We start from the raw sequence: 11,582 nt of genomic DNA, 5'->3' as shown, positions 1-11,582 counted from the left end.
TAAATATAAAGATGATATCAATCAGACGGCCGATCAATCCATTTTGCTTAATACCTGTGATTGAGCTCACCATCGCACTTAAGCTCAAGCCTTTATTTTTGCGTACGTAAAAATGATAGCAAATCGGGATGCCGACTAAAGAATAAAGGGTCCATGCGCTAAATCCCCAATGAAACATCGTATAGGGCAGTGCCATTTCAAAAGCACGCTGACTGTTGGCTTCAATGCCTAGTCCGGGTGTACCGATATAAAAAGCCCATTCTAGAAACGCCCAATAGACCGTTGCTGAACCGATGCCACAAGCAATCATCATTGAAATCCACTTAAACGTGGAATACTCGGGCTTGTCATTTCCAAACCGGATTCTTCCATATTTACTAAGGGCAACAGCAATTAGTAAAATAAAGCCGAAAAAAGTAAACAGGAGCGTTCCCGAACCAAACCAGTTTGTCAATGTTGAGAAAATTTCATTTGCCACAAGCTGTGACTTTTCCGGCATAAAGTATAAAAAACCAACGACGAGAAGAACGATCGTAAGACTGAGAGAAATGAGTAGTTTATCAATTTTTTTAGTCATAAAATCTCTCCAATTTTAGTCGATTCGATATTTTTGAATAACCTCTTCGTCAAGCTCTATCCCAAGACCAATGCAATCTGGTACGGTGACGTAACCGTTATCAAATTGAGGGGCATTTTTGACAAGGCTTGTAAAGAGCGGACTCGTACTTTGCGAATACTCGATGAGATCGCCATCCTTCGTAGCAGCTAAAAATTGTACGGTTGCTGCGAGAAGAATGCCTGTACTAAATCCATGAGGAACGAGCTTAGTTCCGTGCAGTGCGGCTAGGTCGTTAATCTTACGCATTTCGCTGATCCCGCCGCATCTCGTAATATCAGGCTGTACTAAATCTGGCTGGGCAGATGTAAGAAAATCGCGAAATTCGTAACGTGTCGTTAACGATTCACCACCAGCAAGCTTCGTTTCAGAGATGTGGGCAAGCTTTTGGTAGCTTTCCATATCATCGGCAAGGACAGGCTCTTCAATCCAATTTAAACGGAATGGACTTAAGCGCTTAAACATTTCTTTGGCTCGACTGTACGTATGCCATTTTGAGGCGAGGTCGATTTGTAGCTCGAAGTCATCGCCTAGTTCTTCACGGATGGCTTTAACAATGTCAACATCTGTTTGATTGTCGTCTCCTAAAATCCCGCCGCCAAATTTTAGACTCGTAAACCCTTTATTTTTCAAGTTTCGAGCGATGACTTTGTTATCTTCAGGCTTATCCGCCGGAATAAATGTTCCGTAGGCTCTAATTTTGTCACGGTATTTGCCGCCAAGAAGTGTGTGTATGGGTACTTCGTAGTACTGGGACGCAATATCCCATAATGCAATATCGATGGCACTCATCGCATGAATGCCTGCTCCACGTCTGCCGACATAATTTGAAGACCAGTACATTTTATCCCACAGCCTTTGAATTTCGAGCGGGTTTTCTCCAATTAATAGCGATTTCAATCCATGACAATATAGATTGGAACTCGGTGCTTCGATGATTGATTTAATCACCGATGGTGCCGAGTCACTTTCGCCAATTCCGACGAAACTATGATCGGTTATGACTTTGACAATGACCGCATCCTCGCCCCAGACAGATTCCTGATGGAGGGGAGGTACTCTAAGTGTGATGACTTCTATATCAGTGATTTTCATTTTGCAAAACACCTTTATGATCAAATTAGGGATTATCTCAAGTAAGGCCATGGGGTCACCAGGACGAGGTTGTCCTATAATTCAAGGCACAGTTTTTGGTATAATGTGCTTGAACAGAATCGCATGAAATATGTTGGTTGCCGCCCCATATTTTCTTAGCCGGTTCTGTTCTTTATTTTTGCCATCCTCGCTCGTCATAGGACAGCTTGTTATGCGCATTCTTCTCAATCACGTCCCAATCTACTTCAATCCCAAGTCCGTATCCTTCAGGCGCGTGAACATAGCCGTTTTCATCTGTACGAATGGGTGTTTTCACACCAAACTCCAACGGTTCGATTGGTACAGCTTGTTCAAAGTATAAGCTGTTGTTGTAGGCGAGCATGATGTGTAAATTGGCTGCCTGCGACAATGTATAGCCCCATGATTGCAGTTCAACGGTCAGCCCATTTGCCTCAGCAACCCCCAGGATTTTCCGCGTTTGCGTAATGCCTCCTGCAAGCGTCGTATCGACCCTTACGCTTGACCAGCATCCTTGTTGAATACCGTGCTGAATTTGCTGCAGAGAAAGTAAGGTGTTTCCAGCTGGAATGATTGGAATGTCGACACGCTGTCTTAATTCTTTATATCCGTCAAGATCAGTATCAGGCAGGGGAGCTTCAAGCCATACATAGTCTAATTCAGCGAGTTTTTTTGCGACTTTTAACGCTTCTTGTCGCGTGTAAGCTCCTTCGGCATCCATCATAAACTTGAGGTTAGTCTCTTTGAAAACGTCATGAATGGCTTCAGCCAGTGCAATGTCCCGTTCAGCGATGCACCACGTATGAAACTTAATGAACCGATATCCTTGGTCTTTGAGCTGCTGAACTTTTTGAAGATAGTCATCGATTGTCGGTAAAAATTCTGTACTGGCATACGATACAATTTGGCTTCGTGCGCCCCCTAAAAATTGATATAAAGGCATTTTGGCAAATTTACTCACAAGATCCCAAAGAGCGATATCAATAGGAGACTCGGCTTCTGGTGACATTTGGACACAGCGGCTATTTAATAATTGGAAAATATCTTCTCTGTTGCGAGCGGATTTTCCGATGAGAAATGGAATAAGGTGACGAATGGCTTCAGCAAGACTGTAATCAAGTCCTTCCTCTGTCCACGACACTGCACTTCCAATGCCCTCATAACCATCGGTTGTTCGAATGCGAACAATCGTATTTGTCATCGTTAAGTCTGAGTAATGCGACGATGTTTTATATTTCGCATCCGGTGCTGCTACGACGTATACATCGATATTTGAAATAGTAAGATTGGACAATTTTTGCGACGACTCCCTTCTGTTTCAAGTGGTAGATTTTGAATGATGGCATCACTCCCTTCAAGAACATAATGATTATTCTAAAAGATAAACATCTGGAATATTGGTTTCGACAATATGATTTTTTAAAGCTTCGACGGCGTCGGCAAGGGAATCGGTAGAAATAAGCGTCTGTATTAATTCTTCATGCTCTACTAACCATTTTTCAAGAGTGCCTGACTTACTATTTTGATATAGGAAATGCAAACGAATCCGGTGCACGATACTTTCCCAAATACGAATGACGTTCTCCATCTCGGATAACGTGACAATTAATTCATGAAACTGGATGTCTAAGTCTATGAACGCCGGCAAATCCTCGAGGATCACTGCTTTCTTCATGTCTTGCAAAATGTTTTTGAACTGTTCTTTTGTTTCATCCGTCCACGACGGCATGCCTTTTTTTAAGGCGTACGTTTCAATTTGAATGCGCATTGGAATAAGCAATTCGACAACTTCTTCTTGCGAAATGGTAGCGACTCTCGTTTCTTTATAAGGTGATACAATTAAGAGTCCTTCTAACTCTAAAAGAAGCATCGCTTCACGCACCGAAGTACGGCTCACGCCTAAATCTTGAGAAAGTTGTAATTCAGTGAGTCTTTCGCCTTGTTTAAGAGTGCCATCAAAGATGAATTTTCTTATTTCTTGGGCAACCCGATGCTTTAAGGAATACTTTGAAATATTCTTCACGAAGACGATATCCTTTCTTATTGTTTATATTGTCTAATTGTCGACAATTCATTGTGAAACTTATTATAATCTGATTAACGAATAATGTAAACCCTTTCAAATACCCGGTGTTTCATTTTCTGATCATTTGATACGAATACCATTATGTCAAACGATTGGTAGACTGTCACCAACACTAAGAAAGCTCGGTTTTAAGACGGTCTCAGCCTGTTGAAAAAGTTTTCATCCTTCGTTGCTTAGCTCGCTTGTCTTCTCATGAACTGAGGTTCTATTTGAGTCATCGCTCAACTTCGTTTATAACAAGCACTATCAAAATAATAAAAAAGGAAAATTGGAGCTAAAGGAACGCGAAAAAATATAGACAAAGTCAATTGTTGACTTTGTCTACACTCTGAGGCCGCTTTTTTTAGTTGTCTCTTTCAAACACGATATTTTTAACTTCGGACATATTCCCTGCATAATCTTCAAGAGCGATCCCGATGACAGCGCCGTCCTCAGGAAGCTCGAGTCCGTGTAAATCGTGAAAGCCTCTGATAAAATAGTCGGTCATTACATCGTTAAAAGCGTTCTGTGGCTGTACGGGTTCGCCATCGATCGTCACATACATATGCCACCAATCGTCTGACGATGGTACATCGATGCCTAAGGTGTCGTCGTCAATATAGTAGCTGCCATCAAATGGTTCGGAGTAGCTGTCTTTCATCTTGCCGGTAAAGCTGATAGTGTCGAGAACATCGCTGTTCTCATCCAAAGCGGAAACTTCTAAAAGGTATCTGTCATCGTCTTGGACGGGTACTTGGAAAGCCGTAGCTTTTTCGGCTTCAGCGACCGTTTTTGTATACACATCTGTCCGACCATCTGTAAAACGTAGGTCAAATGCATATTCGCTTACATCTGGATATTTACGCTTCCATTCAATGTCAAAGCCTGTGTCCGTTTCATCGACATTAAAGGTGGCGAAATAGTCTGTTTTGTTCAGAGAAATGATCGCAGGTGCGCTTTCGGTGTTGTCTTTGCCAACAGCGGTTAATTTCAGTGCTGTGGTGCGTTTATCCAGGTTCTTAATATAGAAATGTTCACCGTAGACGCCGCCTAAAAAGACGTTTTTTCCATTTTTGAGCTGTGCATACACGTTGTATTGCTCGACGGTGTCATAGTCTTCACGATCCCAGACGACATCGACTTCATTCGTGTTGTACTTATGCTTGATTTTGAAGCCCGCTGGCTGGCTCGGTGTATATTCTTTGCCATCGGTGATCTTGAGTTCGCCAATATTGACTTGATATTGATCGATGGCCTCACCTTTAGGGTCAAAAGCGAGTCCGAGAGCCGCAATTTCTCGCCCTGCAAAGTGGCTTACATCTAAATCAGCCGTGGTAAATCCGTTTGTCTTGGCGCCGCTGTTAGGGATAGGAAGATATTCAACCTGATCCGGGGCGTCTTTAAAGATCAGTGCGAACTGGATTTCAGAATGATCGGGTGCAGTGATCTTGTTAAATGTGAGCGAAGCTGTAGACTGATTGGTGACGTTTATATCGGTTTTATAAAGACGGACGACATTCTTTGCGTCCAGCGTGCCGTTGACGACGAGTGAGCTTCCACCTTGATAGGCACCAATTTGTTTATATGTGAATTTGTCACCATTTTCTACGGAATTTCCGTAGTCAAAATCGACCTGTAGCTTCGTTCCATCTGTCTCAACCCACCATTGCCACGTCGGGAGAATATCCTGAACGTTGATGTTAGACCATTGCTCGTCATTGGACACTTGACCGTTGACGTAGTACTCCATGCCATGACCTGTATTAAAGTTTGTGGCAAAGGTGCTTCCGTCGATCACTGAGCGCTCGGCAATGTAGCGTGATATACCGGTCCATTCGGAAGCGTCGTCGACGCCCACATCCGGTCGCGCATACCCTTTTTGTTCTTCAGTATCGGTCGGGTCAATCTTTACGCCGGTATACCACATTCTCTCACGTTCAGCGATCATCCACTGATCATCGTCTTCGGCACGCTGTTTAAGTCCCGTTTGCACAAAATTTCCTCCTAAAGTAGCGAGCGACGTGAGCGGATTTCCGGTTTCCTTGTCTAAGATCACATCCGCATTTCGTGTTGAGTTGTGACTGCCGCTAAACTGTCCTAAGCCGGCTTCGATCCCTGAAAAAACGGTTTTCAATGGATCAATGCCCCGCCTTTCGGCTTCAGCGACGGTATTTTTAATATACGTTTGATCTGTGCTGTCGCCATTATTCCAGCCATCAGGTGAATTCCAGTTATAGTTCATAAAGATGGAGGAGTTGACCATGCCCCCGATATCATCATCTCTAACGAAGGAGCTGTGAGACGGAAGAAGGGACGGTTGGTAGGATAGGCTCCCTGTTTGGTCATCAATGGTGTCATACCATTGCGTATAGACGCCAGCATCGATGAGCGTTTTTGTAAAAGCTTTATATTTATCAATATCGCTCGGCTTAATAGCGGTTTCTTGATTGATAAAATATCCATCAAATCCGAAGTATTCCTTCATTTCAATGAGCTTCTCAGCAATCGGAAATGTGCCGTCGTCTCGTTGCTTTAAAATCAGATCATAGGGCTGACCGGCACGTGGAATATAAATCGTGCCAACAGATTTTGCGCCGTTTTTGTGTGCTGCGTTCGTATACGCTGGGTTGGGAATTTCGACAATTCCAAATTCAAATGCGCTTGGACCGTCTGGGTTATATAAGTGATCTGGAACGTCGGCTGTTGCGGTGCCGTGCCAACCGCCATAATAGTCGGTGTATTGCCAGAAATTAAATAAGTATTTTGAGAATTCATTGTTGTAGGGTGTTCCGCCTAAAAAGTAAAAATCATAGTCGCCATTCAAATTAAAAAATTCAGTGTCAGGGCTCAAGCTTGGATTGGCTTGGGTGGCGGCAAAGGGTTCGTTTCTTTCCTGTAAAGGGACAAAAGCTCGCAAGCGCTCTGCATCTGGATCTGTTTCTGGAGACCAATGTTCAATATCAATGGCTCGGTATCCATGAGTGACTGGCTGATTTTCTGCAAAGACGGCATCACCTGTTGGATGCATTGAAGCTTCTGTGATGTGGGGAAATGTCATAAATAACGCTGTGGCAAGTAGTGCACATTTTCGTTTCATGTACGTTCCTCCCAAATTTTTTTAACGAACCTTCTAGCGTCACCGGAGCAATTAGAGGAAGAGCTCGGCATTGCCTCGTTAGGGGATGAGGAAAAGAAGACCAGATGGCCGAGGGTAACAGCAAGTGAACAACTAAACCAAAATTCTGAATAAACAGAATGTTGCTTCGTTAAAACTTAGCGAACTGACCTTGCTTTTGTCAAGAGGGAATGGGCTCAGGTGACATATGAGGGATGTTTAAGTATGTCGTTGATTCTCTAAGCTTATTTAAATGATGTGCAAATGATGCATGCCGAAGATCGAATAAATACGATGTAAATCAATCGAGGCGATGACCTTCATCACCTCGATTGCTAAATCCTGTGCTATGACAATTCAGCTAGCCATTTTTTTGCAAAGCTGTGCGTCAAGCGTTGTTGTGAAGAGCCTGGTTATGAATCGCTTTTTCCTGTGTGTTTAAATGAATGAAAATGGCACGATGGGCATCCAGTTTTTTTCAATTGCTCAATTGTTTTCATGGAGCTTTTATAGCCGACATGCCAGTCGTTTCCACAACGCAGGCAACGGTAAGTTCTCATAGAACGACGGACTTCTCCAGTATACAGCGGCTCCTTGTACGGGAGAGACCATTCTTTAGGAACTTGTGTAGCTGCGGTTGTTTTCAGAATCATCATTTGACTCCGATTCGCAATCATTTGCGCACCGATATACGTATTAAAATGGGGAAGGGTCGCTGTTACGCACAAGCCCATTTTTACAAACGATCGGTTCATCTCCAACATGAATTCGGGTGATTTATGGGCAAAAGACAGAAAGATCGGTAAGCCTTGCTGCTTTTTTAACGCCGAGATGCCGCGAGAAAGAAATAGATTTAATCCTTCACCTGTATAAGGTGGATCCGTAAATATCACATCATAATTTCCTTTGATGCTTTTACGAAGAGGATGCCGTAAGTCATGGTGGATACAATGAATGGGTAATCCTTCTTTTTTCTGCAATTTCTTGAATAAAATGAAGGAAACGTTGGTCGACGTCGACAACATCGATTCTCGTCGAAAAGGAAAGTTTCCTGGGAAATAATTTTTTGAGCAACATCCCTATAGTGACATTCACCAAGTTATCGTCGCCCACACACAGAATGCGTTTGCCGATGAGTGCGCGTTCTTTTAAACAGAGGATCGCTCGCCTGACACTCGTTTCAGCTGTACAGTGTGACTGGTCCAATTGAACATCGACCTGTGGGCGCTTTGTAAATAACTCTTCCAAAACGGCGAGCAGACTGTTTAGTTCATTTGTCCAGGTTTACTAAACGATAAGTACTGAAGATATTTGATAAGCAAAGAGCCCGCCATAAAATCACATGCTTCATTTATGGAGGAGGAGAAGAACGTTTTAGGAGGATTAAAACAAAGCAAGACCGAACTAGCGTGTTAAAGTGAGAGGAAAATGAACTGAGTTACACCAATATAAAAAGACACCGACATGCTGATCGGTGTCTGATGAGGTCATAGGCTTAGCCGTTGCGTTTCGCTTTTTCGTATTTTGCTTCTGCCAGCATTGGCAAAATGTTATCGAAGAAGTGAGCATCATCTTTTGTCATCATGTAGCTGCCTTCGTCACTACGCAAAGCTTTCATCATCTCAATGATTTTTCCGGCCTGATCGACTTCGCCTTTGTGCAAATAAGCGATCGTTAATAAAGCATAGACAGAGGATGATTCATAAGGAACAGTTGGCTCACCCGTCTTGCGGTCATAGCGTCCGAAAACCTTGCCGTTGTTTTGCAGTTCTTTTTCAACGAAGCTATAAAATGCTTCTGTTTCTATACCTAAGCGGTTCGCATTTGCAGCAATGAGGCTCTGGTCAATCATATTAACTTCTTCCTGATACGTATATTTCTTTTGCTCAAGCTGATATACCTCAGGAAAAAAGGATCATCGCTCACTCGTTTTAAAATGTCTGTATGTGCTTGTTGAATATTATTAGGAAAGAAATTGCGTAAGGCTCTACCGTCAATATAGGATAAATGAACCTCATTTGCTGTCATCAATGACTTCATATCATAATAGTCAACGATCAAGTTATTTTTCACTTGTTCAGATAAAATAAATTGCTTGATCTCATTGCCTAATGTTTGATAGGTTTCTTCCTGCCAGAGTGCATGAGCACCATAGAAGGCACGCATGATTCGTAAATCGTCGACAGAAGCATTGGCATTTGCCTCTGCATTAAATCGCCAGTAAATAAAGCCATCGTCCATCTTAGTGCGAACAAGTGCTGCTTGCTCATCGAAGGCTTGTTTTTGTTCGGTTTCAACTAAATATTCCATGTAAAGTCCAATGCTTTCGGAAAGGATATCATCGCTCGTCATGTAAGTCGTTATTTCTCCGTTGTCTTTTATAAAATGGTCATTCACGAAGGTTTCTGTCGATGTGTCTTCAGTGAATAAAAAGGTTAGTAAAATGAGCAAGAGTGTGAGTAACCCTCCCATAATGAATCTCCATTTCTTCATCTGTTTCCCTTTCTAGAAGCGAACTGTTTTATCCCATTCGACATGCTTGCCCTTCCGTCTTGCCTTGACATAAAGGATGATGCTACGTACCAACAGAATTAAAAACACTTGAGCATAAGTGAAATACATGATAATGGCGGTGAAACTGTTTTGCGCATTCACCGTTCTATCCAAAACCATGGCACTTGCGTGTTGGATCGTAAATACGATATAACTCATATACCAAAACAAGATGAGCGGACTGTTGATAAATTCGGTAGAAAGACCGAATAAGCCAAGGACAAAGAAAATATGTGATATCGCTAAAAGAATAACAAAGCATAAATAGACGGACAGGTGATGCAGTGTGTGTAGCAGTGTTTTATTTTTCCAAAACGCTTTAGAGCGAAAGGTTTTTTCTAAAAGATAAAGGTTTCCTTGCAGCCAGCGTGTTCGTTGTTTGACGAGTGTTTTTACTTTTTCTGGCTCTTGCTCCCACGTTTTTGACTCAGCTACGATCGGCAGAACCAACCCTTTTGCGTAGATTCTCATCGTTAATTCAGCGTCCTCTGCCAAAGCGTATGGATCATAGCCGCCTAATTCATCAATCACTTCGCGGCGCAGTAGCATGTTTGTCCCGGTTAAAGACCCAATTTTAAATAAGAGCCATCGTCCACTTTGCATCATCAGCTGATGTACTTGAAATTCTAGGCCAATCATACGGGTGAGCCAGTTTTTTTCTATATTAATGGTCTTCACATAGCCGACGGCACCAGCAGCGTCTTTCGTCGTTTCTGCTTTTTCAACGAGCCATGTGACTGCATCCGGCTCAGGCTGATTGTCAGCGTCATAGACGATAAAGTATGGACTTTTTGAAATGGACAGTCCGTGATTCAGAACGCGAGATTTTCCCTTTGGTTCACCCTTTGGTACACGAATATGGTGAATATTGGTGAAAAGGCGATCAAACTCGTCAGCGATTTGTGGCGTCTCATCCTCGGAATTGTCGTTTAACAAATACACATGACATTCTCCAGGGTAATGAATACGAGACATGGCTTCTAATGTTTTGTGAATCACTTTGCCTTCATTGTGCGCAGGAATCAAAATATCTACTGCTGGGTAGCTCGATAACGGCTGTCTCTTATGACGACTGCGCTCCATGACACCTGCGATGGTCAGGAAAGAGTAAAAAATAAGCATGAGCCAAAAGAAAATCATAATGACAATGAGGAGATTGGTCATATAGCGCCACCTCGGTCCCAAATCTTTTCTAAGAGGTTATCATTTAACGTATGTGCCTTTACGTTGTATGGCTTCTCTTTGAGGCTAACTTTTTGTCCGAGCAAATTGTCGAAGCGCTCGAGAACAATCGATTTCCCTGCTTCATTTGTGTTTTGCAGTAGAACGATATATGTGTGATCATCGTATTTTCCGACCAAATCAAAGTTGCTACGAACAGAACGAAGCAGCGTATCGCCAACCGTGCTGAAGAGTGCACTTCTCGTATGTTTTGACGAATCATTAAAGAAAACAGCATGATAAAACCTTGTTCGTTTCTCCGTTTCATGCCTGTCCAGATCACCGTTGCTTTTTCTTTAAATTCTGTTTGAGTAAATACATTCGTTTGCGGTTCGAAGCGCTGTAATTGTTGTAGTTTGTCTTTCATTTCTATAAAAGTCTGTCTATCTTTTTTAATAATGTATAGAACGACCCAAAGCAGCGTTATCGTCACGGCAAAGATCACATGCTCAAGAACGACCGGAATTTGTTCAATTGATGTAAGCTTATAGTAATATGCGTCGTAGGTTATAAAATAGCCGGCGAGTAAAATTTCCGTAATGAGCAGAAGAAAGCCTAAGTTTCTTGAAAGTAAAAGAAACAGAAAGCCGGTCCCTAAAACTAGGTATAGATAATGCATCTGTAATAGATCTTGATTCATCAAAATGAGTGAAGTGGTGGAAAGCATTAATAAGACAAAAAGGATATAAATTAGTTTTGGTTTCTCCATGAAGAAATACACCTCAGTTTTAGGTCTAAATGTCTATAAATATCATACCATTAAATCTGACTTAATAACTTGGTTTAATTTGGCAAGAGTGTAGACATTTAGCAAAAAGCGCGTTCCTCGTCATGATAAAATGAAGGTTGAAACGGAAAAGCATATGCTTAGCAATCGAATCGTCTATCTTTAAGAAAAG

The 11,582-nt window shown here is 42.2% G+C and carries 11 protein-coding genes; all 11 read right to left on the bottom strand.

The features are described 5' to 3' along the window. Window positions 1-577 (bottom strand): BCCT family transporter (locus tag G4V62_RS16345; RefSeq protein WP_212508813.1); only part of this gene is annotated, 577 nt, incomplete at its 3' end. Between the two features lie 15 nt (window positions 578-592). Continuing rightward, on the bottom strand, window positions 593-1,711 hold the full coding sequence (locus tag G4V62_RS16340) for a mandelate racemase/muconate lactonizing enzyme family protein (protein ID WP_165204183.1): 1,119 nt from the start codon (window positions 1,709-1,711) through the stop codon (window positions 593-595). A gap of 172 nt (window positions 1,712-1,883) precedes the next feature. After that, window positions 1,884-3,023: a mandelate racemase/muconate lactonizing enzyme family protein gene (locus G4V62_RS16335; protein WP_165204180.1), complete on the bottom strand. Its 1,140-nt coding sequence runs from the start codon at window positions 3,021-3,023 to the stop codon at window positions 1,884-1,886. 75 nt (window positions 3,024-3,098) lie between these two features. Further along, a complete protein-coding gene (locus G4V62_RS20690) occupies window positions 3,099-3,752 on the bottom strand; it encodes a GntR family transcriptional regulator (protein WP_165204177.1) in 654 nt (217 codons plus the stop codon). Between the two features lie 406 nt (window positions 3,753-4,158). Next, window positions 4,159-6,891 (bottom strand): endo-beta-N-acetylglucosaminidase, encoded by a 2,733-nt coding sequence (locus tag G4V62_RS16325; RefSeq protein ID WP_165204174.1) that lies wholly within the window; start codon window positions 6,889-6,891, stop codon window positions 4,159-4,161. A gap of 431 nt (window positions 6,892-7,322) precedes the next feature. Next, window positions 7,323-7,934 carry a bis-aminopropyl spermidine synthase family protein gene (locus G4V62_RS16320; protein ID WP_281359630.1) on the bottom strand — a complete coding sequence of 204 codons (612 nt, stop codon included), beginning with the start codon at window positions 7,932-7,934 and terminating at the stop codon, window positions 7,323-7,325. Then, complete coding sequence (locus tag G4V62_RS20900; protein ID WP_376768319.1) at window positions 7,846-8,157, bottom strand: bis-aminopropyl spermidine synthase family protein; 312 nt, start codon at window positions 8,155-8,157, stop codon at window positions 7,846-7,848. Before G4V62_RS20900 ends, G4V62_RS16320 begins: the two co-directional genes overlap by 89 nt. 247 nt (window positions 8,158-8,404) lie before the next feature. Beyond that, window positions 8,405-8,761 carry a hypothetical protein gene (locus tag G4V62_RS16315; protein WP_165204172.1) on the bottom strand — a complete coding sequence of 119 codons (357 nt, stop codon included), beginning with the start codon at window positions 8,759-8,761 and terminating at the stop codon, window positions 8,405-8,407. Beyond that, a complete protein-coding gene (locus G4V62_RS16310; protein ID WP_165204169.1) occupies window positions 8,758-9,381 on the bottom strand; it encodes a glycosyl hydrolase family 8 in 624 nt (207 codons plus the stop codon). The genes G4V62_RS16315 and G4V62_RS16310 overlap by 4 nt, the downstream gene beginning before the upstream one ends. A gap of 33 nt (window positions 9,382-9,414) precedes the next feature. After that, window positions 9,415-10,626 carry a glycosyltransferase family 2 protein gene (locus G4V62_RS16305; protein ID WP_165204166.1) on the bottom strand — a complete coding sequence of 404 codons (1,212 nt, stop codon included), beginning with the start codon at window positions 10,624-10,626 and terminating at the stop codon, window positions 9,415-9,417. A gap of 58 nt (window positions 10,627-10,684) precedes the next feature. Then, on the bottom strand, window positions 10,685-11,392 hold the full coding sequence (locus tag G4V62_RS16300; RefSeq protein WP_165204163.1) for a hypothetical protein: 708 nt from the start codon (window positions 11,390-11,392) through the stop codon (window positions 10,685-10,687). Window positions 11,393-11,582 lie beyond the last annotated feature (190 nt).

Origin of the sequence: Litoribacterium kuwaitense (assembly GCF_011058155.1) — a bacterium.
In the GTDB taxonomy this organism is placed as follows: Bacteria; Bacillota; Bacilli; order Bacillales; family DSM-28697; genus Litoribacterium; species Litoribacterium kuwaitense.
This window is presented reverse-complemented; position numbering and strand designations above follow the sequence as displayed.

Bases quoted from the DNA above. Each gene is read 5' to 3' on its own strand.
- G4V62_RS16340 (WP_165204183.1), bottom strand. From the start codon at position 1,711: ATGAAAATCACTGATATAGAAGTCATCACACTTAGAGTACCTCCCCTC.
- G4V62_RS16325 (WP_165204174.1), bottom strand. From the start codon at position 6,891: ATGAAACGAAAATGTGCACTACTTGCCACAGCGTTATTTATGACATTT.
- G4V62_RS16320 (WP_281359630.1), bottom strand. From the start codon at position 7,934: ATGTTGTCGACGTCGACCAACGTTTCCTTCATTTTATTCAAGAAATTG.
- G4V62_RS16315 (WP_165204172.1), bottom strand. From the start codon at position 8,761: ATGATTGACCAGAGCCTCATTGCTGCAAATGCGAACCGCTTAGGTATA.
- G4V62_RS16310 (WP_165204169.1), bottom strand. From the start codon at position 9,381: ATGGGAGGGTTACTCACACTCTTGCTCATTTTACTAACCTTTTTATTC.
- G4V62_RS16305 (WP_165204166.1), bottom strand. From the start codon at position 10,626: ATGACCAATCTCCTCATTGTCATTATGATTTTCTTTTGGCTCATGCTT.
- G4V62_RS16300 (WP_165204163.1), bottom strand. From the start codon at position 11,392: ATGGAGAAACCAAAACTAATTTATATCCTTTTTGTCTTATTAATGCTT.